Source organism: Njordella aestuarii, from assembly GCF_056494165.1.
Genome location: NZ_CM151397.1, coordinates 6,328,615 through 6,350,999, shown reverse-complemented (window position 1 = coordinate 6,350,999; position 22,385 = coordinate 6,328,615). Strand labels below are relative to the sequence as shown.

18 protein-coding genes are annotated in these 22,385 nt (G+C 50.5%); 10 read left to right on the top strand and 8 right to left on the bottom strand.

Annotated elements, in window-relative coordinates; all coding sequences use genetic code 11:
- The first annotated feature begins 146 nt into the window (after positions 1 to 146).
- Positions 147 to 1,562, top strand: coding sequence for an outer membrane protein assembly factor BamB family protein (locus tag SH451x_RS24780; RefSeq protein WP_479359979.1), 1,416 nt, complete (start codon positions 147 to 149; stop codon positions 1,560 to 1,562).
- A gap of 89 nt (positions 1,563 to 1,651) precedes the next feature.
- Positions 1,652 to 3,160, top strand: coding sequence for a MauE/DoxX family redox-associated membrane protein (locus tag SH451x_RS24775; protein WP_479359977.1), 1,509 nt, complete (start codon positions 1,652 to 1,654; stop codon positions 3,158 to 3,160).
- A 169-nt stretch (positions 3,161 to 3,329) separates the two neighbouring features.
- Here the strand turns inward: SH451x_RS24775 and SH451x_RS24770 are convergent, their stop codons facing one another.
- The 5 genes from SH451x_RS24770 to SH451x_RS24750 all read right to left on the bottom strand — a co-directional run bounded on the left by SH451x_RS24770 (position 3,330) and on the right by SH451x_RS24750 (position 10,184).
- The gene (locus SH451x_RS24770) at positions 3,330 to 4,628 is read right to left on the bottom strand and encodes an efflux RND transporter periplasmic adaptor subunit (RefSeq protein ID WP_479359976.1); all 1,299 of its coding nucleotides are present in this window, start codon (positions 4,626 to 4,628) and stop codon (positions 3,330 to 3,332) included.
- Complete coding sequence (locus SH451x_RS24765; protein ID WP_479359975.1) at positions 4,621 to 6,975, bottom strand: ABC transporter permease; 2,355 nt, start codon at positions 6,973 to 6,975, stop codon at positions 4,621 to 4,623. Before SH451x_RS24765 ends, SH451x_RS24770 begins: the two co-directional genes overlap by 8 nt.
- Before the next feature lie 18 nt (positions 6,976 to 6,993).
- Positions 6,994 to 7,734: an ABC transporter ATP-binding protein gene (locus SH451x_RS24760; RefSeq protein WP_479359974.1), complete on the bottom strand. Its 741-nt coding sequence runs from the start codon at positions 7,732 to 7,734 to the stop codon at positions 6,994 to 6,996.
- Positions 7,735 to 7,798: 64 nt separating this feature from the next.
- Positions 7,799 to 9,214 carry a glycoside hydrolase family 99 protein gene (locus SH451x_RS24755; RefSeq protein ID WP_479359973.1) on the bottom strand — a complete coding sequence of 472 codons (1,416 nt, stop codon included), beginning with the start codon at positions 9,212 to 9,214 and terminating at the stop codon, positions 7,799 to 7,801.
- Positions 9,198 to 10,184 carry an alpha/beta hydrolase gene (locus SH451x_RS24750; protein WP_479359972.1) on the bottom strand — a complete coding sequence of 329 codons (987 nt, stop codon included), beginning with the start codon at positions 10,182 to 10,184 and terminating at the stop codon, positions 9,198 to 9,200. Before SH451x_RS24750 ends, SH451x_RS24755 begins: the two co-directional genes overlap by 17 nt.
- A gap of 304 nt (positions 10,185 to 10,488) precedes the next feature.
- Between SH451x_RS24750 and SH451x_RS24745 the strand changes: the two genes are divergently transcribed.
- Both SH451x_RS24745 and SH451x_RS24740 read left to right on the top strand, forming a co-directional pair.
- Positions 10,489 to 11,460: an ABC transporter ATP-binding protein gene (locus tag SH451x_RS24745; RefSeq protein ID WP_479359971.1), complete on the top strand. Its 972-nt coding sequence runs from the start codon at positions 10,489 to 10,491 to the stop codon at positions 11,458 to 11,460.
- Positions 11,457 to 12,503, top strand: a complete 1,047-nt coding sequence (locus SH451x_RS24740) for an ABC transporter permease (protein ID WP_479359970.1) — start codon at positions 11,457 to 11,459, stop codon at positions 12,501 to 12,503. Before SH451x_RS24745 ends, SH451x_RS24740 begins: the two co-directional genes overlap by 4 nt.
- A gap of 231 nt (positions 12,504 to 12,734) precedes the next feature.
- On the opposite strand, the gene SH451x_RS24735 is transcribed toward SH451x_RS24740, so the two are convergent.
- Both SH451x_RS24735 and SH451x_RS24730 read right to left on the bottom strand, forming a co-directional pair.
- Positions 12,735 to 12,914, bottom strand: coding sequence for a hypothetical protein (locus SH451x_RS24735; RefSeq protein WP_479359969.1), 180 nt, complete (start codon positions 12,912 to 12,914; stop codon positions 12,735 to 12,737).
- A gap of 133 nt (positions 12,915 to 13,047) precedes the next feature.
- Positions 13,048 to 13,176: a hypothetical protein gene (locus tag SH451x_RS24730; RefSeq protein ID WP_479359968.1), complete on the bottom strand. Its 129-nt coding sequence runs from the start codon at positions 13,174 to 13,176 to the stop codon at positions 13,048 to 13,050.
- Positions 13,177 to 13,241: 65 nt separating this feature from the next.
- Here SH451x_RS24730 and SH451x_RS24725 point away from each other — a divergent pair, with 65 nt between their 5' ends.
- From SH451x_RS24725 to SH451x_RS24705, 5 genes are all read left to right on the top strand, one after another.
- The gene (locus SH451x_RS24725; RefSeq protein WP_479359967.1) at positions 13,242 to 14,168 is read left to right on the top strand and encodes a DUF1559 family PulG-like putative transporter; all 927 of its coding nucleotides are present in this window, start codon (positions 13,242 to 13,244) and stop codon (positions 14,166 to 14,168) included.
- Positions 14,169 to 14,372: 204 nt separating this feature from the next.
- Positions 14,373 to 14,513, top strand: a complete 141-nt coding sequence (locus SH451x_RS24720) for a hypothetical protein (RefSeq protein ID WP_479359966.1) — start codon at positions 14,373 to 14,375, stop codon at positions 14,511 to 14,513.
- Complete coding sequence (locus tag SH451x_RS24715; protein WP_479359965.1) at positions 14,510 to 15,967, top strand: MFS transporter; 1,458 nt, start codon at positions 14,510 to 14,512, stop codon at positions 15,965 to 15,967. The genes SH451x_RS24720 and SH451x_RS24715 overlap by 4 nt, the downstream gene beginning before the upstream one ends.
- A 49-nt stretch (positions 15,968 to 16,016) precedes the next feature.
- Positions 16,017 to 17,096 (top strand): tetraacyldisaccharide 4'-kinase, encoded by a 1,080-nt coding sequence (lpxK, locus tag SH451x_RS24710; protein WP_479359964.1) that lies wholly within the window; start codon positions 16,017 to 16,019, stop codon positions 17,094 to 17,096.
- 245 nt (positions 17,097 to 17,341) lie between these two features.
- On the top strand, positions 17,342 to 18,724 hold the full coding sequence (locus tag SH451x_RS24705; RefSeq protein ID WP_479359963.1) for a hypothetical protein: 1,383 nt from the start codon (positions 17,342 to 17,344) through the stop codon (positions 18,722 to 18,724).
- On the opposite strand, the gene SH451x_RS24700 is transcribed toward SH451x_RS24705, so the two are convergent.
- Complete coding sequence (locus SH451x_RS24700) at positions 18,718 to 21,069, bottom strand: ammonia-forming cytochrome c nitrite reductase subunit c552 (RefSeq protein ID WP_479359962.1); 2,352 nt, start codon at positions 21,067 to 21,069, stop codon at positions 18,718 to 18,720. The two genes, SH451x_RS24705 and SH451x_RS24700, sit on opposite strands and share 7 nt — an antisense overlap.
- 190 nt (positions 21,070 to 21,259) lie before the next feature.
- Here SH451x_RS24700 and SH451x_RS24695 point away from each other — a divergent pair, with 190 nt between their 5' ends.
- Positions 21,260 to 22,381 carry a redoxin domain-containing protein gene (locus SH451x_RS24695; protein WP_479359961.1) on the top strand — a complete coding sequence of 374 codons (1,122 nt, stop codon included), beginning with the start codon at positions 21,260 to 21,262 and terminating at the stop codon, positions 22,379 to 22,381.
- Positions 22,382 to 22,385 lie beyond the last annotated feature (4 nt).

Genomic DNA, 22,385 nt, shown 5'->3' with positions numbered 1-22,385 from the left:
ATGTTTGCATAGTAGAGTATTCTAGTACTGTTTTCCGAAAGCTCCGGCAATCTGCATCAGCCCAATTCGCGATGGCCAAGCGACTGTCTGTGCCATATTTCTGAGCCATATTAGTGCAGTTTTGTTACAAAGTCTGAGGGTGCAAAATGGATTTTTCTTTAAGTATCGTCGGCCAATTTATGACGGCACGCATTCGACTTGCCCCATTTTTGGTTCTCATTCTAGCACTTGGGGGCTCAAATCTGTGTCAAGAATCTCTGGGCCAAGGAGTGCGAAACCAAGATTGGGGGCGAATGCTTGGACCTAACGACGATGCAAAGATACCCGCAGAACCAATTAGGTTCGACTGGACCGGCGGTCTGCCGGTTGCCTGGAATATTCAAGTTGGCGAAGGGTACGGCAATGCGGTCATAAGCAATGGAAGAATGTTTCATTTTGATCGTTACGGAAACGATGAACGGCTTACTTGTTATGATGCAGACAATGCGAAAGTAGTCTGGACCGCGAACTTTCCTGTTCAGTATCGGGACAGCTTTGGCTACAACAATGGTCCGCGTGCAATGCCGGTTGCGAATGCAAAATTTGTAGCATCATACGGCGCAACCGGGCATCTTGCTGTGATGAATGCGGCGACCGGTGAAGTGCTTTGGGAAAAAAATTGCTCCGAAGAATACGGAGTCATCCCGAACTTCTTCGGCGTCGGATCGACACCGTTGATACATCGTGACAAATTGTTGGTAATGGTGGGGGGATCACCTTCGGCGAATGATAGACGTCCAGCCAACCTTGGTCAGCTAAATCGATTGAAAGGCAGCGATAGTGGGATTGTCGCTTTTGACTTGCAGTCAGGGAAGGAAATCTACCGCGTTGGCTCGTATCTGGCCAGCTATGCGGCTCCAACGATTCACGAAATAGACGGCAAGCGATGGTGCTTTGCGTTCATGCGAGAAGGCCTTATGGTTTTCGATCCAGATACTGGTAAGGAAGCGGACTTTTTCCCGTTTCGCGCCGAAATCAACGAAAGTGTCAACGCGGCTTGGCCCGTCGTGAACGGGAACGAAGTCTTCATTTCCGAAACTTACGAATTGGGCTCACGAATGCTCCACTTCGCAAACGGAAAGTTGAACCTGATTTGGGCCGATCCTGCCTCACGCAAGAATCAGTCGATGCGAGCACATTGGGCAACACCAGTTTTGATCGACGGAGTACTTTATGGTAGCAGTGGACGCAATGAACCCGACTCCGATCTGCGAGCCGTCGACTGGGAAGAAGGTAAGATGCTCTGGTCTCACCGAACTCATGCTCGCGGTAGTGTTATTGCGATTGGAGAGCACTTGATTGTTGTAGACGAATACGGAGTGCTTCAGTTGATCAAACCCAATCCGGAGAAAATGGAGGTCTTAGCCGAGCAAAATTTGTTGGACCGAACCGCGGCCCAAAAAGTCGACTTACTTGGCACGCCAGTTTGGGCTCCTCCGGTATACGCGAACGGTTTGCTCGTATTGCGAGGTGGTGACAAACTTGTTGCACTGCGTCTTGGTTTGGATAAGGCAAGCGAGTGACCTCTATCTCTCCTTGTGCCGTCAATGTTGCACATGGAAGTGATCGATAAGAAATAGACAGGACTTGAGTTTTCATCAGAGCGACGTGAATGGGTGAAAATAGCAATAGTATTGCCACAGCAAATCAACGCCCGCTAATTGAGAAAATTGCGACTCTCGAGCAGCGTTTGTTGGGTGTTGTCGGGGCCAATGAGACATCGAGGCGTCTGTACTTGCTATGCGTTATCTGCCAAGCGATCACGATTCTAGTTACTTGGCCGCTATGGCAAGTTCGAACGCACCCGCCCCATCTGCCCGTGATCGAGGTGCCGCAGATTCCATTCGGCGTTCTCCTGCTGATCAGCTTAATTTTTGCTTGGTTCAAACCACGGGAAGGGCTCGCTGTCCACTCCTTGGTTCTTCTCGTGGCAACTCTGGCCGATCAAATGCGCGCCCAACCGCAGTTTCTTGCGATGGTGATTTTGATGGCAGCCTGCATTAATCCGTTCGCTCGCGATGTTACACGCTGGTTCTTCGTCTGTCTTTGGCTCTGGTCTGGGCTTCACAAATTGTTTTCTTCGGATTGGTTTGGCCCGCGCGCTTGGGAATTGCTGTACAGTAGCGGACTCCCGGCAAACGATTGGTACATCGGCTTTGCGCTTAAGATCGCCGCCTTAGAAATCATCCTTGGAGTTATGGCCATTGTTCTGCCGCGGTGGGCCTCTTGGTTAGGAATCGCGATGCATTTCGGTATCATCGTTTTTCTATCGCCACTTTTTAGAAACTGGAATTACAGCGTCTTTGCATGGAACTTTGCTAGCGCGATTGTAGGGTTTTGGGTGATGCAGATGGCAGCACGCAAACGCACAGATGTAAATCGCTGGGAATACTTTTGGGCTGCCGCCCTGTTGATCTACCCGGTTGGTTTCTATTGGGGAGTCGTCGATCATGGATACGCAAATGTTCTTTATTCAGGGAAAATTCCAAGCGGTTTAATCACAACAAAAGATGGCACACAAGTAATCCGAGGTTGGGGAGAGCTAGCCGTGCCTTTTCCCAACGAGCGGCGTCTGCTGCGAGCGTATTTTGCTCGTACTGCTACGCCAGGCGACAAACTGCATATATCTGATCCTCGAGAATTGCTCGATGACCAATATTTTCTAATGCGACCCGACGGCGAGGTTGCGAGTATTTCGATACAAGAATTCATGGACTCTAGCGCAGAGGAAGTCGAGGGAGTCTTGCTAGATGACGATCGCGATGTTCTTGCTCTGCTGCTGCGCGGCGTTCGAGTCGTCAAGAAATCGCCAACAAGCATGGCCCACGCCGTCGAATTTACGACAGAAACCTATCATTCAGATTTACTGAGGCATTTGAAAGGCCTTCCCAATCTCGAACAAGTTCAGTTGTCAGGCACGACGGTAAAAGATGAAGATCTAGCGCAGTTCGTCGAATGTAGAAAGCTTACTGCGATTGGACTCGACCGGACAACTATTACAGATCAAGGACTAGAGCACTTGAAATCGCTTCCCCGTTTGGAAGTCATCCAGTGCGACGAGTCGAACGTAACCTCAGAAGGAATCCAAAAACTGTCGGACTACTTTCGAAGCTTGCGCTAAAATGATACCGTTTCGACCAAGGCAAGCTCAGTCGGGTTGCATGCTGCATAGGTCATCAGGCGGTTTGTTGCTATCGTTTTTTAAACCAAACTGCAAGACTTGAGAAAACCGTGCGTGATCAATACGCAGGAGTCGACTTGTCACGATGCGTCTGACGGATTTTACGAGTCTAACGTTGTTGAACCAATGTGCCGTCGCTGATATTATCGCCGGGGTAGAGTATGACGACAGCACCTTTGTCCAAACCAGATAGTACTTCTGCGTGTTCACCGTTGGAGTGCCCGATGTCGATTGCGATGCGTCGGGCGATACGGTTCTCCATTACAAAGCAGTGCCAATTTCGTTCGACGCGAAAGAGTGCGCTAGTCGGAACTCGTAGGACATTTTCCGCCTCCCACACAACGACCCGGCAGTCAACTCGAAAATTATCGCCCAGCATTTGCCGGTCTGCCATTGGCTGTTGGAAGTCGATAATGACATTGACTCGTTGCTCTTCGACGCCCAACGCTGACAGCTTTGTAAAGCCAGATGGTTCAACCAATCGAACTCGACCGACCAACGGAACTTCTCCACCCCAGTTTTCGAGTATGACTTCATCACCGGTTTGAATTGTCACGGCGTCGCGGGAAAGAACATCAGCGACGATCTCTAAATCACGCGGGTCACCAATCTCAAGGAGTGGCGCACCCGTTTGTACTACGGCGGCACTTTCTTGATAGATCTTCAGAATTCGTCCATCAATGGGAGCTCTTATATTTAATTCCATTGCATTGTTAGAAACTGCTGAGCTCGAGCCCGTTTCGGTGGCGGATGGCTCCGATTGCGTGAGAGTCAAAGCGGCTTCCTCAAGTTCTAATTCATATTGAGCGATATCGACGGCGAATCGAGCCGCTTTAGCCGCCTGCTGACTTTGCTGAAAGGCAAGCTGTTTCTCCTCAAATTCGACCTCCGAAATAGAACTGCTTTCCCGGGCTGATCGTGCACGTCCCATCTCTTGCTCGTTAAATCCTGTAGTAACTTCAGCTTTAGCGAGATCTGCGCGTGCCACATCCATTTTTCGACGAGCAGCATTTACACGAGCTTGAGCTTGAGCTACCGCCCGCGGGTCGAGCAGCGATGGATCGGTCGGCTGTAATCGGACAAGAATCGTCGCATTAGCTTGAACTGCATCACCCACATCAAATTCTAAACGAAGCATTCGCCCCGTAAGTGGTGTCGAGACAATGTAGCGCTCTCGGATCCTTGTGATACCATCTTCATCTACAGTTACTTGTAAGGGGCCGTTTTCTACGGTTGCCGTGTCGACTAGAACAGGTTGCGTGCGGAACGCAAGGTATGCTGCAATCGCAACGCTGGCCAGACCGGCGCCCCAAAGAACGAATCTTCCCAGAGCCGATTTTGAATTTTGCTTTGCATACGGTTTAGCACGAGCTTTCTGTGGTCCCTCGCTCTGACTGATGTTACTCACGTGTTTTTAAAACCTCAACTAAATCGAGTGAATCCAGTTTTCTGCGTACAACCAGTCCGCTAACAGTTGCTGCTGTTATTGTGATAATTCCTGCAAGTGCATAGCTACGGCCATGAATTACTAGCGGAATCCGAAAAACTTCGGACTCAAAACCAGCAACCATGGATGCGCAGAAAAAGTATCCGATAGCCCATCCCAACGGAATTGCCAGAAGAGTCAGTACGGCAAGTTCGCCTAGCAGGATTGTCGATACCTCACGCCGAGTAAATCCAATTACTCGCATCGTGGCCAGTTCGCGGCTGCGTTCGTCAAGCGATATTCTGGCCGTGTTGTAAACCACGCCGACGGCAATGATGGCCGCAAAAAACAAGGTGAACGATTGCATGGTCGACTGGTTCTTTTCCACTAAGTCTCGAAACTGATCAATGGTTGCATCTTTGACTGCGACGGAGGCGACTTGGGGAGTTTGCTTCAATTCGTCGTAAAGTTCGTTCTGATGTAGCGAATCGACCGAAAGATACGCTCCACTTAACGCATCCGTTTCACGCATAAGAACATTCAGTGCTGAGCGGCGCATATACGCATTCATACCAGCATATTCGTAGACCAAACCAACGACTTGAACCGAGCGAGTAGGGCGTTCACCTTCCAGGATTTCGATTTCGATCGTATCACCCACTTTAGCATGCAGCCAATTTGCAAGCTTGTCCGAAAGCACGATCCCTCGAGGGGGGAGCCAAGTTGGAGTTCCATGGATGTCCAACAGGCGGTAGAGCTCGCGATTTTCATCCAGACCCAGAATGCTCGTGCGATAATCGTAGTGCTGTCTTTGAAGCAAAACCGGCACGGCTCGAAAAGGCTCGACTGATTGAACTCCCGGTAAGTGAGCTAAGTCAAATTGTGCGCCGGGCGAAGTCGTCTGATAGAAGATAACTTGAACATCTTGACGTTGAGCTTGCTTGAACTGAAAATCGATGAGGTAATCAAACGCGTCGTTCAGGAAGCCGCTCATCAATACGATTGCCACGGAGAACGAAATTCCGAAAGTTGAGAATAGTGCGACGAACGGACGACGCTGAATCCGTCTCAATATCATCCGTGTTGTCAGTGGCAAATATCTTGTTAGGCCAACTCGCTCGACTAACGAAGGGCGGAATTTTGTGGGCGAGGCAGGTCGCATGGCTTCGGCTGGCAACATCTTTACCGTCTCACGGACCGCTCGGTAAGCGCCTACGATCGCGGCGAGTAGGCTAAGTCCCATACCGAGCAAGACTACACGGTAGTCGGGATGATAAATGAACTCCGGGAAACGATAAAACTGCGAGTAGAGATGGGCCATCTGATTTCCCAGCCAAAGTCCAGCGATCGCGCCAGTGAGTGCTCCGGTGAATGAGACTATCAATGCGGCTTTGAGGTAGTGCCATGCGATCTCGGCATTGCTGTAGCCAAACGCCTTAAGCGTCGCGATGATCTCACGCTGAGTTCCGATGCGCCGCGATAGTACCACATTCAAAAGAAATGCTGCAACGCTCAAGAAAATTACTGGTGATACAAGCGCCGTGGCCCGCAGTTGTTGGATTTCGTCGTCGAGGAATTGGGCTGATATTTGGTCATCGCGATCATAGGCTCCGGGGGTACCGAATGGTTCGAGGATCTTGTTAAGTCGGTCGATGATCTCTTCATGTTGCGTGCTTGGTTGTAGCCGCAACGAAATGTCGTTGAACGCTCCTTCCATATCGAACGCTGCTTCCATTTGACGCTGGGCCATCCATAACACACCGAAACGCCGATCGTCAGGTAGGATAGAACCTCCCCTCATCTGAAAGACGTATTCGGGAGAAAGCCCCACGCCTACAATACTTAATTCTTGACGTCGTCCATTCAGTACCGCACCGATCTTGTCGCCAACGTTTAGTTTGTTGGCGTCTACAAAAACTTCATTGGCAAGCACCTCTCCTGGACGATCTGCTTCCGGAAATCTTCCTCTGCGAAGATACACCGCATTGAGAACGGGGGCTCCATGATCTGGCAAAGATATCAATCGCCCTATCGCTGGTTCAGCTAACCGTGGGACGTCTAGAGTTACGTCTGATACAATTCGAGATTGCACGCGACTGACGCCATCAAGAGCTATGACACGCTCGACAACCGAGTCTGGCGCTCGGCGCACCGACGCAAATATGTCTGCAAACCGATAGCGATCGTAATAGGCATCACGAGTCGATCGCAAGAAGCCCAGTGTGCCGAGCGCCATAACAAATACTGCGACACCAGAAGCTACGACCAAAGCGATTGCAATGGACTGGCCTTTAGTCTGGTTAAGTTCTCGCAATAATTTTCGATCCAACGTCAGCACTAGAAAGTTCTACCATTTCAGTGAAGAGACGGGCTGTTTGACGGAGTTCCTGCGATCTTCAAAAATCCTGCCGTCACGCAGCGTGACAACACGATCTGCGATATCACCAATAGTTGCATTATGTGTTATCACGGCCGTGGTCGTGCCTAACGTTTTGTTGATCGTTTCAATGGCCTCAAGCACAGCGATGCCGGTTTCCGCGTCGAGTGCACCTGTTGGTTCGTCGCACAGGAGAACCTCTGGTCGCTTGGCAATGGCTCGCGCAATCGCCACTCGCTGCTGCTGACCGCCCGAAAGCTGTGAGGGAAAATGGTCACAGCGGTCCGCAAGACCAACCAACTCAAGTGCTTCCATCGGATCCATGGGGGCCGGCGCGACTTCAGTAACCAATCCAACATTTTCATATGCCGTCAGGCTAGGAATCAAATTATAAAATTGGAAAACAAAGCCGATTGCATTTCGTCGAAATCGCGTCAATTGACGTTCTGATGCATGGGTCAAATTGATATCGCGAAATGAAACTTCACCTGACGTAGGTTGATCGAGACCTCCGAGTATATTGAGCAGAGTTGATTTTCCCGAACCGCTCTGGCCTAACAAGACAGTGAACTCGCCGGCGAATAGATCCAGGTTCACTCCACGCAACGCATGCACTTCGACCTCACCCATGGGATAGACTTTAGTGACATCGCGGACACTGAAAACGATGTCTGCATGCGTTGATGTCTGTCCACTCGCTTCTTCAAACATGTTGTACCGTGACGGAATCAGGTCAGATGTTCTGGTTTACACTTTGAATTGGTGCACATAAATCCTATTGCGGCGGCAGGTCGATACTATCGAATTCGATTTCGTTACGAAACCATTTTGTTGCCTTACCCGTCAAACGCAGATAGAAGTCGTTGGGCAAGCCTTCGTAGTCGATGAACTTCGATTTTTCTGCAAGTGGAAGTTCGTTGCTACATTTAAAGATCGCGGTGCCTTCATCCACTTCATCAAACATCGCTAGATAGACGGCCGGGGCTTTCAGTCGTTTCGCATTCTTGATCTGCGACCATAAGAACTGACCTTTCAATCGCGGTATCTGATTCGAAGCGGCATTGTTTTGAAGGTTGTGCCAGCTGAATCCAGGAAAGACAACAGGCATCAGAGTTAGCGATTTGCCTTGACACCAACTGAGATCTTTGGCCAGCATCGAGTCGGCATATCGATCAGCTTCTTGCGGAGAACCGTAGCGTCCAACGGTCCACGGGCTCAGAATATCAGCCTTCTGAAGAATCGCATGAAGGGCGGAGTTTTCAACCGCATCCTCTCGCAATTCTCGCCAATATGTCGGAATACCCAACATCAAAGTGCAGCTTCCAGCGGTTGATTCGTCTTTGAAAAAGTCGACAAGCGAATCACATTCTTCCAACGAATATCTGCGGTTATCGCTGAATCCGATTCCCCAAATGGCTACAACCGGTTTGCCATCGTGGTGCAAGTAGTTTTCATCTTCTGTGATCTTCATCTGGCTTTTAAGCCGCTGCCAATCTGATTTGACGACTGCTGTACCGCCAGCACGCAGGCCAGAGAGGTCGTACATTACTGCGTAAGTTCTTCCGTGATTGATTGCGCCCGAGCGGCAGTGATCAAGGACCACGTTGTTATGCCGCAGTGCTTTATCATGGTTCAGATTCGTGGCGAAACGCTGGACAAACACGCCATCAATGCCGTAAGTCTGCATCCAACGAAAGTGCCGCTGTACTGTGGGTTTGAGGTGCGAGCTGAACAGGGTAGCGGTTTCACCATTTGCGAACTTGAAATTCGTAGCAAATCGTTCCTCAGGAGAGAGTTCGCTCATGTCAGGCCATAAATCGAATGAGACATGTCCGTCTTGGATCGTCTGGGAGCCTTTGTTCCAGTGGACCCAACCTAAGTCGGCACCGTCACTTGGTGCGTTAAACCAGCCTTGGTAACCGCACAAGATTTTTCCATCGAGCGTCTTTGAATCGACTTTGTCAGTGATCGCAGTGGAATCCGCTCCCGCCTCATATGGATGCAACGTTTCATCGTAAGCTACCGCCAGTGGCTCCTGGCCAATCGCTGGGAAGGATGATAATACCAGCAGTAGGCCCCACAAGGCGATTCGGAAAATCCCTCTCGCCCAGTTTCTGGCAATGTTCGACAAGTGATCGAAACGAGCGGTTGAAATTGCGTAGCGGATTATCAAGCTATTCTTGTTTCGCATTCGAATCCTGTGGGAGAATACCTCGATTTTGCAACCAGGAAACAGCGAGGCTCGGCCAAGCGTTTGCGCCGTGGTGGCTCGCGGCAAGGCCTACGCCGTGCTGTCCATTCTGAAACACGTGTAGTTCACCTGGCACATTGTGACGAGCCATGGCAGAGTAGAATTCGAGACTGTTTTGAACAGGGACCGCTTTGTCTTCCTGTGTGTGGAACAAGAATGTTGGCGGCGTTTCCGAAGTTACCTGCGTGTGGTTGTTGAACATAGCCAAAAGTTCCGCCGGAGGGTTTTCGCCGAAAAGGTTTTTTTCGCTGCCCTTGTGCGTCCAATCTACACCCATACCTATCACGGGGTAACACAATATTCCGAAGTTGGGACGGCTGCTTTGCGTATCAACGGGATCCTCGCTTTTGGTGTCAACTTCTGTTTCGAGAAAACTGCCATCGGACTGAATTGGATTAAGATGCGTTAGTACAGTCGATACCAGATGTCCACCTGCCGAGAATCCAAGAATTCCGATTCGTTCAGGATCGACGTTCCAGCCGGCTGCATTCGTTCTGACAAACCGAACCGCGCGCTGCGCGTCCATCAGCGGGGCAGGGTGACCGTAACCTTTGTTACGATGGCGGTAATTACAAATTGCTGCGACCATGCCGAGTGAATTCGCCCAAGCGGCTATTTCAGTTCCTTCGTGACCCATCGCCAGATGACCGTAGCCACCCCCAGGGCAGATCACGAGTGCTGGCAGCGGAGTTTCAGACTGGGTCGCATTTGCTGGAAAGCTGACGATCAAAGTGGGGATATCTTTCGCTTGGTCGCCGGTCGCCAGCGGTGCTCCGTGCGGCCAAAGCGGAAGTTCCAGTGCAGCTGGCGCGGAGGTGGTAGCGTCTTGAGCGTTCAATTCGTCTGTCGAACAAAAGATGAAGCTTAGAATTGCCAGTGCCAAAGTTACGAACGGCTTACGTTTAATCATGATGTTTTCGAGAGGTTTGGTAGGAGCTAACTTTTTTTGAAGGTCCGTGGGAGTGCAGGCTGAACAACAGTCGCCAAGTTCGCGCGAAGCCTGATGCTTGAGCAACGCACCTAGACTTTAAGCATATCAGAAATGGTTGTACTAGCGTGCCCCGCAGAATGCCTCGCACTATCAATGTTCGTCCGACCAAGCACTTTCGGCAAGGTTTGGCTTTGGAATAAAATTAGACGTCGTATACGAGCCAAGATTGTTGCGATGCGGTACATTTGTAACTTTTCTGAACCGGCATCTTGTTCAAATCCTTATGTCCGCTCTCGCAATCCACGCAATAAACCTTACGAAGACTTATCCAGGGAAAGTTCCCGTGGAAGCGGTTCGCGGCATCACACTTGAGATTCAACGAGGCGAATGTTTTGGGTTGCTGGGTCCCAACGGAGCCGGTAAGACGACAACGATGGAAATGTTGGAAGGACTGCTCGATCCAACTTCCGGTGAAATCAGCATTCTTGACTATCGATGGGGGCAGCATGATCAGCTTATCCGTGATCGAATCGGAATTTCTTTGCAAGAGACGCGGCTTTCTGATCGTATGAAGGTAATCGAAGCTGTACGGTTATTCCGAAGTTTTCATTCACGAGGGATTTCACCCGAGCGAGCTTTAGAAGTTGTGTCGTTGACGGAGAAATCGAACGCATATTTTGAAAAACTTTCAGGCGGGCAGAAACAGCGGTTGGCAGTTGCTACGGCAATCGTCGGTGAGCCTGACATCCTGTTTCTCGACGAGCCGACGACGGGCCTCGATCCTCAATCGCGTCGGCAATTGTGGGACGTCGTTCGCGAATTTCAAGCTCAGGGGCGAACAGTTGTTTTGACGACACACTATATGGACGAAGCCGAACGGCTTTGTGACCGCGTCGCTGTAGTCGATCACGGAAAAATTATTGCGCAAGGACCACCTGCTGAACTCATAAGGACCTACGGCGGTGAGCACGTCGTCGAATTTCGTTTAGAGACGCCAATCAGAGAAGACTTGCTCGCTGAGTTCTGTCAGCTTGCAGGCGTCGACCGGGCGCGACTAACTGATCAAGGCTACTTGCTGGTTGTCAGGCAGCCCCACCTGGCAATTGCATCACTTTTCGCATGGTGCGAAAGTAGATCGGTGCAGTTGAGCGACCTAACGACACGGCAAGCAACGCTTGAGGATGTATTTATTGCGTTAACAGGAAGACATTTGCGGGACGTGCAATCGGCCCCAGTTGGAGTTGCGGTCGAATGAGTTTTAGGAAAATTAATCATCCGCTGGTGCAGCTTTGCTTGTGGCGATTAAATGAATTCATGCGCCGGCCCGAAGCATTGTTTTGGACGTATGGCTTCCCGTTTATCATGTTAGTGGCCCTAGGATTTGCTTTCCGCAATACTTCACCGCAACCGTTAGACATCGAAGTAATCGGACCGCGCGCAACTGAAGTTGCACAGCAGCTTCAGCAAGCGTCGAGCGATCTGACCGTGAGAAGCTTTGATGATGGTAATTGGTCCAAGCGGCTGCAATCTGGTCGCGTGAACGCGGTAGTTCAGACGGCGTCGGATCCAGCTGTGTACGAGTTGTGGTCCGAAGATAGTAGGTCCGAAAGTCGGACAGCTCGCTGGATTATTAGCAGCGTCCTCAGTTCGCCGGCTGAGCCTTTGGTAACATTGAGTCCAAAGCATTTAGATGCGCCCGGGTCGCAGTATATAGATTTTCTGGTGCCAGGGATGATGGCCATGAACCTGATGGGCGGCGGCCTTTGGGGAATTGGATTCTCAATTGTCGACATGCGAGTTCGGAAGTTGCTCAAGCGTTTTCTTGCCACGCCTGTTTCTCGTGTGCAATTCATGACCAGCTTGATGATCGTCCGCATTGTATTCGCGACGTTTGAATTAGTTGCGTTGATCCTATTTAGTTATTTCGTCTTCGACGTCCAATGCAAAGGCAGTCTGCTCGACCTAGCGATCGTTCTGCTAATCGGTGGCGTGACCTTTGTGGGGATCGGATTGCTGATAGCGTCCAGAGTTCAAACGATCGAAGCGATCAGTGGATTAATGAATTTGATCATGGTTCCGATGTGGATACTGGGTGGCGTATTCTTCAGCAACGAGCGTTTTCCGGAAGTCATTCAGCCGGTTTTGAAGTCCTTGCCGTTCGTCGCGCTCGTTGACAGCCTGCGGGCAATAATGCTAGACGGAGTATCGATAATGCAGTTAGGGCAGCCGATCGCAGTCATGATTGCGTGGGCCGTCGGGTGCTTTGTTTTGGCGCTAAAGATTTTTCGCTGGCGATAGTATTTCACTTTCGTGAGCTTGATTTTGGAGCAATCTGCTCCGAAAACACGAATTCTATGGCACAAGCTTTTATTTTTCTGAATGTGAAGTATGGAACAAACTACTTTGAGGCACTAGAAATATACTAGTACTTTGCGTATGAAGTTTTGCCGGTTTTTGTTTCGCTGATTCTGATGTTGGTTAGTCGTGTTGTATTTCGGTCGCCAGTTTACGCTGCTTTGGACGCTGGTCTTAGTGACCATCGGTCCAATTCCGCTCTGGACGCACCATGTACTTTGCCACTCTAGTCAGTCGGCCACATGTTCCGACACTCAAGTGCTGCTCAAATCGGAGCCGTGTGGAACATGCAGCCATGATGATCGTGACCGTCCGGCCAGTGACGACGCTCCGTTCTTTCGAGATAGTCGTCATGCCGACCGGTGTTCGACCTGCTTCTGGTTAGGTCAGGTCGCGGAGACAGCTCCAGCTTTCGACGTATGCCAGAGCAAGTATCCATCCTTTGTTTCTACCAATGAAGCTCCTTCGCAGTACGACGTACTTGCTATCACATGCTATGAATCGCGTGGACCGCCGCGATGTTCTTCGGTTTGACGATCGGATTACCGAACATTGCCGTGGTGCTTGATTGATCTAAGAACGGCCAAGCTTCTTTCTGCAGATGAGATTCGGTCATCCATTCGCCAACCCATCAATTTCTTTCTTACTGAAATCAGTGGTCGTAGAACGATAGGGTCGGACATGGGTAGCTTAACAAAATATAGGCAAAGAGGGTTTACGCTCGTAGAGCTGTTGGTGGTCATTGCCATCATTGGAGTGCTCGCCGCGTTGATCTTGCCAGCGGTACAGAATGCGCGTGAGACGGCAAGGAAAATGACTTGCCAGAGTCAAATTCGGCAGGTCGGTATGGCATGTATGCAATACGAAAGCACTTTTCGTCAGCTTCCAAGTGGTTGGATTGGTCGAGAAGACGACGAAGATCTGCCTGGATGGGGCTGGAATGCGAGGGTGCTACCGCAGATTGAGCAGACGCCGCTTTATAACTTGATTGACTGGCGCGTTGGGATCGAAGCACCGCAGCATCAGCAACTGTTGCGTAAGACAATCAATCTATTGCATTGTCCGTCGGATGCCACTGGCGATGTTTTCGCGATTGGTGAAGGGGAAGGGCACCATCATCATGACGAAGGAGATGAAGAGGACGAGCATGAGGAGCACTTTGGCAATGTCGATGAAGGCGATACTCTGTTCATGATTGCCAAGTCAAACTACGTTGGAAATTTTGGGACGACTGAATTTGACCATAATGAATATCAGGGCAATGGCCTTTTCTACGGCAACAGTCGCATCATTTCTTCGCAGATTGTTGATGGATTGAGCAATACGTTTTTGATAGGAGAGAGGTCAAGCCGACTGGGTGGCAGTATTTGGCACGGAATCATTCCTGAAGCTCGCGAACATGCTGCTCGCATTTTGGGAATTGCGGACCATGCGCCAAATACTCCAACGGGACATTTTGATGACTTCAGCAGCTACCACGTCGGTGGCTGCAATTTTGTGTTCGGCGATGATTCGGTGCGGTTTTTGTCAGAGAGCATCGATATCACAGTCTATCAGGCACTCGCTACCAGAGCGGGTCGTGAAGTGAATCTCAAATCTCCCGAATAGCTGCCGCGTTGGATACGTCGATGATTCCAGTTGCTTGTGTTGCTGGGCGGTTCAACAAGCGTGCATGGCTGTGTTCATATGCCCAGACGACACCGGAAGCGATTTTGGCTATGATAGGTGCGCCTTCATTTTAAAGCCGCTGATTCAAGGTCCGAAGTCGGTCCTGTGCAGAGTCTGGTCAGCGGCTTGCAGGCGCGTATTACCATGGCGCGTCCGGAGGTGGATGTGGTTCGCGAGAACTGCTGTGATACCTTGGCGATTGTTGTTGACGCAAATCGCGTTGAGCTTGCATTGGCCAACCTTCCTGACTTAATTCCACGAACGCTGGTAGACCTACCTCAATGAGTAATCAATCGTCGGATCGTCCTTTTGATCCCCCTGTGAATTTTACTCCCCCGCTTTCCGAAGTCCCTGCAGGACAAAACAATTTGCCGTGGTGGAAGGGTCTGACTTCTTATCACTGGTTCGTATTTATCATAGCGGCCTGTGCCTGGGGCTTTGACTGTTTGGATCAGCAGATCTTCACGTTGGCTCGTCCGACTGCGCTCACCAATCTACTACCTAACTCAGGGATTACAGCGGAGGAATTGCCGGTAGCCGTTAAGCAATACGGAGGATATGCGACAGCAATTTTCATGATCGGCTGGGCAACAGGCGGGTTGATCTTTGGCCCGTTAGGCGATTTTTTCGGTCGAGCGAAGATGCTGACGGTTACTGTTTTGCTGTACTCGGTTTGCACGGGGTTGTCGGCGTTTTCGACAGGGTGGTTAGATTTTGCTATCTACCGTTTCTTGACAGGCTTGGGAGTCGGCGGTGTTTTCGGTCTGGCCGTAGCATTGGTTGCTGATACGCTCCCGGAAAGGTCTCGGTCGCCGGCGCTGGGAGTGCTCCAAGCGTTGTCGGCGATCTTCAACATTGCGGCCGGTGGCATCAATACCTTCGTCGGTTATTTAACGCAAAGCAAAGTTATCCCTGAAAACTGGGATTGGAAGATAATGTTCTTGGTTGGAGCCATACCGGCGTTTCTGTGTGTGCTAATCGCCTTGCGACTACGTGAACCGGAGAAGTGGGTTGCCGCGAAAGCGCACGGTAAGGCGACCGGCGTTCGTCTGGGTTCCTATGCATCATTGTTTGGCGATGCGACTTTAACACGTCATGCTCTCGCCGGTATGGCATTGTGTGTTGCGGGTATTATCGCGGTCTGGGGAATTGGCTTTTTCGCACCCGAGTTGGTGGGTGACGTTATACGCGAGTCGCTGATCCGAGACGGACTTTCGGAAGCGGAGCTGAAAGGTTCGCAAGAACGTTGGAAGGGAATCAATTCCATGGTACAGAATTCAGGAGCATTCTTCGGCATGCTAGGGTTCACCGTATTTGCTCAATGGATTGGTCGAAAGCCTGCGTTCTTCTTCGGATATATTGCAGCGGCAGTGGCTACCGTCGTGTTTTTCCAAAACTTTAATGGCCCATCGACTGTTTGGCTAAGCTTCTTTATGGGGTTTTTCCAATTAGCCCTTTTTGCTGGATTCGCCATCTACTTGCCGGAGTTATTCCCGCTTCGCTTGCGGAGCACTGGGACAAGTTTTTGTTATAACGTGGGCCGCTACATTGCCGCCTCGGGGCCATTCTTGATCGGTTGGTTGACTACCTTGCTGGTTGGTGATGCGTCGCAAAAAACGACCGTTGAAAAGATTGACGCGTTTCGCGATGCTGGAAGCTATATGACAGTATTATTCCTCATAGGTATTGTGGCGTTATTCTTCCTGCCAGAAACTAAAGGCAAACCGCTGCCAGAGTAAATTCGCGGTTTATGAATTGAAGGAAGAATTGGATCGAGGTTTTCACTAGATGTCAGCAATCATTGCAGTCTTGAGCGGCAAAGACCGTTCACTGAAAGCGCGATTGTTGCGAGCAGTGGCGTGGTTTGCCAGCAAGCCCTATGGGGGAATCGTTTCAGCCAGGAACTTATGCTATGAACGCGGTTGGTTAAAATCCCAAAGCGTTGACTTGCCGGTCATTTCCGTCGGAAACCTGACGGTGGGCGGGACTGGGAAAACACCGACGGTGGCTTTAATCTGTCGCAAGTTGCGAGCATTGGGTATCCGCGTAGCAATTGTATCGCGCGGTTACGGCGCTGCAGAAGGGGCGGCCAACGACGAAGCCCTGGAACTTGAACTCCAGTTGCCAGACGTTCCCCATCTTCAAAATCCTGATCGAGTTGCCGCTGCAAGGATTGCCAAGGAAGAACTTGATTCGCAAATGATTGTTATGGACGATGGCTTTCAGCATCGACGGTTACGACGTGACCTTGATATAGTGCTCCTGGATGCGACTGAACCTTTTGGCTATGGCCAAGTTTTGCCGCGAGGACTTCTACGAGAATCCATAAGCTCTCTTCGCCGTGCAGGCGTTGTAATAGTGACACGCGCAGACCAAGTTGATCAACAACGACTGGCAGATATACGCATTACAGTACAAAGGTATGCGCCCAACTGCGTGTGGGCCGAAGCGGTGCATCAGCCGTTGCAACTACGAAACTCCGATGGCTCGATCGAGTCGCTACATAGTCTAGAAAACAGACTTTGTTACCTGTTTTGCGGTATCGGAAATCCCGCTGCATTTCAAAGAACGGTGATCCAAGCAGGCGGGGAAGTGGTTGGAAGCATGGATTTTCCCGATCATCATCGTTTCACTGCGGACGACATGCAACGCCTAGCATCCGCAGTGGACGCAGCGAGCAAATCTAAGGGTGGTGTTGAGATACTCGTGCTGTGCACTGGCAAGGATCTTTCGAAAGTTAACTTGGTCCGCCTGGGTAGCCATCCACTTTACGCTCTCGATATCGAGCTTCACCTGCGTTTCGGTGACGAAGCTCTCAATGATCGACTTAACGCTATCGTGTCGTCGCTTGCGACACCGTCGGCATAAGCGGTAAAGCTGTTGTTTTTGGTAAACTCGATACGTTCTTCCGTTCAATTCTCACAATTCGTGACACTGCTGGAAACTGCCATCTTTTTCTGACTTAAGGTTCTTCGGTGCCTTTATCGCGAGTTTATTAGAGTCATTCCAAGCATGAGCGATCCTGTTTGGATGGCTTTTTCATTGGTTTCTGGTTCTGCCGGAGAGGGGCGCACCCCCTCGATGCATGGGCCCTAAGATGTGTATTTGGATTTATGATTGAAATCCTAAGTATTATTGCTGGCGTTGTCGCACTGTTAATTCCAGTTTCGATGCTGATCCCTACACGCGGTGGACAAACCAGAGTTGCGCAAAGCACAACTAATGCTCAGAGCGAATCGTCGCTTATTGAAGCCATCAAACTTAACCATCAGTTTGCCCTAAGCGCTTGGTCCGCAAGCAATTATATGGGTGCAAAAGGCACGGAGCAGTCTTCAGATCTGTTGCAGACTATAGCAACTAAGGTTGCAGGGTTACGAAAACTCTTGCCAAAGTCGTGGCTTGATACTCGCTCTGGACTTTTGAGTCGTGATCGTTTTGCAGAGCTTGCTGCCGATGCTGACAATGAAGGAAGCGATTGGGCATTTGCTACGTTCAAATGGAATATCGATTCAGAATGGGCCCAAAAAGCCGGAGATTTGGTAGTTGATAGAGCTTACCGGACGTTCGCAGAGAAATGTTCCGAGCAAATGGATGGGTATGGCTTCAGTGTCGGTCTGAGTGACCGCACCATTGTATGTGCAGTACCCGTCGCGAAGCATTGTAGCTCCAAGGAACTGCTGCTGTACGCGCTCCGCTTTACATCTTCGATGCAGTCGCGAATCGAATCGGAAGCTATGAGCGTCGGGGATGAAGAAATTTCGGTTGCTTGCCTTTGCAAGTTTTCGTTAGCGGATCAGGCATCTGCTGCGCTCGAGCATCTCGATCGACTATGTGATCGTCATTCTGACGCTGCTGATTCCAAAGTCATCGAGTACTACCTTGATGAGAACTGGCATTCTACAGCAAGCGGAAAACATTCATTGGAAGAAATCGCGAACCGCAAGCATGTCGATGCTTCGCAAGTCGTTAGCGGAAAGGCACCGCCGTTCCTCAATGACGCATCGATTGAAACCGCAGATCCAGAGGAATTGTCGGAAGCACTGGCAGCACAGAAGAAGAAGGTCGCTGCTATGGGTATTCGAAACGAATTGTCGGAAGATGAGAAACCAGCGGTTGTTACGCCGGATCTGACGACGGCGAGCAAGAAGAATGCTCCTGTAGACTTGGAAGCGAGAGAATTGCCTGCAAAGGAAGAGCCCACAGAGCTAGAAGATAATAGTACGTCTGTTTCGTCACCCGATGAAATCGAAGCGTTGTTTGCTCGAGCTAAAAAGCATCGTGGCGAAGAGGCGGCGGAAGCTCCGGTTAACAGTGAGCTAGACAAAGCAGAAGCAGAAACAAATGAGAGTATTGAAGAACTGTTCAATACAGTGAATGCGGCCAAGGCTGCTGCAAGTGACAAAAAACCGGCCGTCAAAGCACCGGAGATCGATGAGAACGTTTCGATCACTCCCGATGACATTGCGGCACTTTTCGAAGCCGCTCGGGGTCAATAGCGTAGTAGACTACGTTTGATCTCTTTGAAGGTTTCGTTTTCAGGTTGAAGCTGCAAGAACCTATCTGCTTCGACGAGTCCAAGGTCGTACCGTTCAAGCTTTTGTAATAACAAGATCAAGGCTATCGAGTTCTCGGCAGAGGCGGGTTCGAGTGCCGCCGCTGCTTGTAGTTTGGTCAACGATTTTTCATATTCTTCGTTCAGGTAGTACGCCAATCCCAAGCGATAGGCAAGTCCAGCAATGTTTGGCGCGTAGCCAAAATCGCGTTCGAGCAATCCGAGTTCTTCTTCTCGCAGAACTTTTGCACGGCCCAGTAAACTCTGGACAAGATCACTGTTGGGAAGTTGCTGCTTCGCAAGGTCCGTGAGCAGCGCAGCCAGATTTGTACGTGGTCCCGCCATGCTTGGCTCGATTCGGATCGCATCCTCATAATGTTGAATCGCTCGACTTGTGCTTCCCAACTGTTCTTCGAGCATCCCCAACGAAAAGTGACCGGCCGATCGATCCGAATCAATGGCATAGCTCTGTCGTAGCTCATCCAGCGCACGCTGCGATTCGGCAGTTCGAAACGCGTCAATTGTTCCAGCAGCGGTCACGGCGACTCGGGCCGCTTCGACGCGGACACTGCGCGAACTGTCGGAAAAGAGAGGTCTAAGTAAGGCTAATCGTTTGCCAGGATCTGGTTCGGCGATAAATGCCGAAGCGGCGGAAGAGCGAACAAGGGGGGAGGGATCATCACGCAGCGATAACGCCTGATTTACTGCCGCATTCGGCTCGAGGCGCAGCAAATCCTGCAGCGCAGTTGCACGAGCGATCGCAGGCGCTTCGGCGCCACGTTTGCGCAAAAGCTCGCTCAATTTCTCTGGTGCATCCGGCTGGTTCTTCCTCGCAGCAGCAAGGGCTGTGGCAAAGTGGTAGGGTCGCTGTCGATTGTCGCCGTACCATTTGTTGCAAGCGTCATCGCACCATTGATCTGCACGCTTTAGTTCGGCTGCCACTTCTTCGTCACCTGCTTTCGCTGCGATCATCCAATCGAGGTACTGAGTTAGTTGGCTTCGCTTTTCAGCTGCGATGTTCGTCGGTTCCAGATGGCAGCCAGAACAAGCGTTCGGCGTACCTAACTGCACACTCAAGTCGGGGCGAGGAATCCGCAAGGAATGATCGCGACGCGAATCGACCTCCATATAAGTCGTCGCAGGCATATGGCAATCAACACAAAATGAGCCAGCTTTTCCCGATTCATGGAAGTGATGCGCCGGAGTATCGTATTTGAAACTAGGATGCTGATGACAAGATGTACAAACCTGGTTGCCCGTCTGCTTTAGGCGTGCCGTATGTGGATCGTGACAATCGCTGCAGCGAATTCCCTTGTGATACATTTTGCTTTGAATAAAAGAGCCGTGCACATAGTCTTCTTCAAGCACTTGGCCATCATCAAAATAGATCGCTTCGCTGAGCAAGCTTTCCGCATAGAAATCATCGTAAGGCTTGCCGGCTTGATGACCTGCCGCAATGCTGCGTCGACGCGAGTGACATGGAGCGCAAGCTTGGATCTGGCTCTCAGCCGACGTTTTAAGAGCAGCCAGTCCATGACCATAGTTTGGATCTTCGCGGTAAATCAGTCGGTCTGCAAGTCGGATGTGCACACTGCCAGGACCGTGACAAGATTCGCAACTTACGTCCATCTCTGAAAACGTAGTGTGATAAGTCGCAGTTTTTACGTCGAAGCCTTTTTGCAAGTTCGTGCTATGGCATTCAGCACACATGTTATTCCAGCGCTGAGCTGGACCTGTCCAATGAAGCTCATCTTCGTGAGAGAGCGTCGTTTTGACATCGGGAGGATCAAGATGAAACCATTCCTGATTTTCAACATTCCAACACCATCGCAGTACTTGGACTCTACCTAGGTCGTCCGCGTCTGGTTGTCTCTCGACAAGTTGTGAGTTAGGAATTGTGACCATATATTGCTGAAGCGGCGTAATGCCGAAAGTCCAGCCAATCTGGAATACGGCAAGAGCTCCGTCTTCGCCTTGGGTTTCGACGAAATATTGATCATTCTCCGTAAAAAATCGCGCAGTCTGACCACTTTCGCTTTGCAGTTCGCCATCAAACTTTCCAAGAACCGTCGCCTTGCTCGCAACCTGCATAGCGCAGTCATGATGCGAACCAACGAAGGATCTGGCCTGCTCTTGGTGGCAAGCGATGCAACTATCTCGCCCCACATACGTGACTTCCAAGCCCGTTGGGAGTGGAGCGATCGACAGCAGAAGCCACGCTGTGCCGCTGACTAACAAAACCGTCAGCAATGAGCAGAAAAGGAACTTGGGTGAACGGATGACAGACACGGTGGTTTTCAGAAGACGACTGCACAATTTAATGTGGCCATTGTAAACGAAACGTAGCGACACGTCCCGAGCGAAAGGAGGTCGGAAAAATTGCAGAAAAATCCCCGCAATGGGGGTGTAGCTCACAGAATTGGGACACGACTGGCGTACATTGGTAGGGCCGCAGCTCCAAATCGAAAGGAAGTCTAACATGACACGTTGGTCGTCGATCATAGTAATCGTTGTTCTGCTCAGTCCATGCAACTACATATCAGGCCAAGAAGAAGTTCGCGATGGACGCAAGCGAAATTCTGTCGACGAACAAGCCAAGTTTTACGTACCACAAGTGCTCTTGGGGCTTGTTCATGACGATGCTATCCACCAGGAACTTGAGCTCAACGAATCAAAGGTCGCCGGTCTCGAGGAATTATTTCGTGAAATTGACGGCGACTGGTTTCGAGCGCGAAATCTTTCCGCGGTTGAACAACATAAAAAGATCACCACGTTAGAAGCAAAGTTTCTTGCGTGGGCGGAATCAAACTTCGATGCGAAGCAAAAGCAAAGGTTAAAGCAAATCGAGTTGCAAGCGCAAGGAGTGCGCGCCGTGATTCGACCTGACGTTAGCAAGCAACTCAACCTCACAGGCCAACAAATCGCGTCATTAGTAGGCAAAGCCAAGTCGACTTACGATACTTCTATGCGCCAGCAGCAAGCGGTGCAACTCGGTAAACCCGACGACGGCTTGGCGAAAACATTGCAAGCGGCAGTGATCGCGGAAAAGAATGGCATCACTGAAAACTTAAAACCCGAGCAACTAAAGAAGCTTGGGGAAATGTTGGGCGAAAGGTTTGATACGATCAGCCTCGATCGAATCTACCCGATGGCGCCGGAGTTAGAGCCTGTTGAGCACTGGATCAATTCAAGTCCGCTGGAACTCGCCAATCTAAGAGGGAAGGTCGTCCTCGTGCACTTCTATGCCTTTCAATGTCATAACTGCCACGCGAACTTCAAGCACTATGACAAGTGGCATGAGAAGTTGCGGGAAAAGGGCGTTGTCGTTTTGGGGATTCAAACACCCGAGACGAGTGCAGAGCGTGACCCCAAGGCTGTAAGGGCAGCAGCGATGGATCGCAATATAAAATACCCGGTCTTAATTGATCTCGAGTCCAAGAATTGGAATGCTTGGGGTAACACCATGTGGCCGACAGTCTACGTTGTGGACAAAAAAGGCTACTTGCGCACGCTTTGGCAAGGCGAGCTAAATTGGCAAGGCGCAACTGTTGACCAGACCATAGAACAGTTGGTTGAGAAACTTATTTTAGAAGACTCGTAGACAT

Bases quoted from the DNA above. Each gene is read 5' to 3' on its own strand.
- SH451x_RS24775 (WP_479359977.1), top strand. From the start codon at position 1,652: ATGGGTGAAAATAGCAATAGTATTGCCACAGCAAATCAACGCCCGCTA.
- SH451x_RS24755 (WP_479359973.1), bottom strand. From the start codon at position 9,214: ATGCGAAACAAGAATAGCTTGATAATCCGCTACGCAATTTCAACCGCT.
- SH451x_RS24750 (WP_479359972.1), bottom strand. From the start codon at position 10,184: ATGATTAAACGTAAGCCGTTCGTAACTTTGGCACTGGCAATTCTAAGC.
- SH451x_RS24705 (WP_479359963.1), top strand. From the start codon at position 17,342: ATGATTGAAATCCTAAGTATTATTGCTGGCGTTGTCGCACTGTTAATT.
- SH451x_RS24715 (WP_479359965.1), top strand. From the start codon at position 14,510: ATGAGTAATCAATCGTCGGATCGTCCTTTTGATCCCCCTGTGAATTTT.
- SH451x_RS24695 (WP_479359961.1), top strand. From the start codon at position 21,260: ATGACACGTTGGTCGTCGATCATAGTAATCGTTGTTCTGCTCAGTCCA.
- SH451x_RS24735 (WP_479359969.1), bottom strand. From the start codon at position 12,914: ATGACGACTATCTCGAAAGAACGGAGCGTCGTCACTGGCCGGACGGTC.
- SH451x_RS24720 (WP_479359966.1), top strand. From the start codon at position 14,373: ATGGCGCGTCCGGAGGTGGATGTGGTTCGCGAGAACTGCTGTGATACC.
- lpxK (WP_479359964.1), top strand. From the start codon at position 16,017: ATGTCAGCAATCATTGCAGTCTTGAGCGGCAAAGACCGTTCACTGAAA.
- SH451x_RS24730 (WP_479359968.1), bottom strand. From the start codon at position 13,176: ATGACCGAATCTCATCTGCAGAAAGAAGCTTGGCCGTTCTTAGATCAA.
- SH451x_RS24725 (WP_479359967.1), top strand. From the start codon at position 13,242: ATGGGTAGCTTAACAAAATATAGGCAAAGAGGGTTTACGCTCGTAGAG.
- SH451x_RS24745 (WP_479359971.1), top strand. From the start codon at position 10,489: ATGTCCGCTCTCGCAATCCACGCAATAAACCTTACGAAGACTTATCCA.
- SH451x_RS24760 (WP_479359974.1), bottom strand. From the start codon at position 7,734: ATGTTTGAAGAAGCGAGTGGACAGACATCAACGCATGCAGACATCGTT.
- SH451x_RS24780 (WP_479359979.1), top strand. From the start codon at position 147: ATGGATTTTTCTTTAAGTATCGTCGGCCAATTTATGACGGCACGCATT.
- SH451x_RS24740 (WP_479359970.1), top strand. From the start codon at position 11,457: ATGAGTTTTAGGAAAATTAATCATCCGCTGGTGCAGCTTTGCTTGTGG.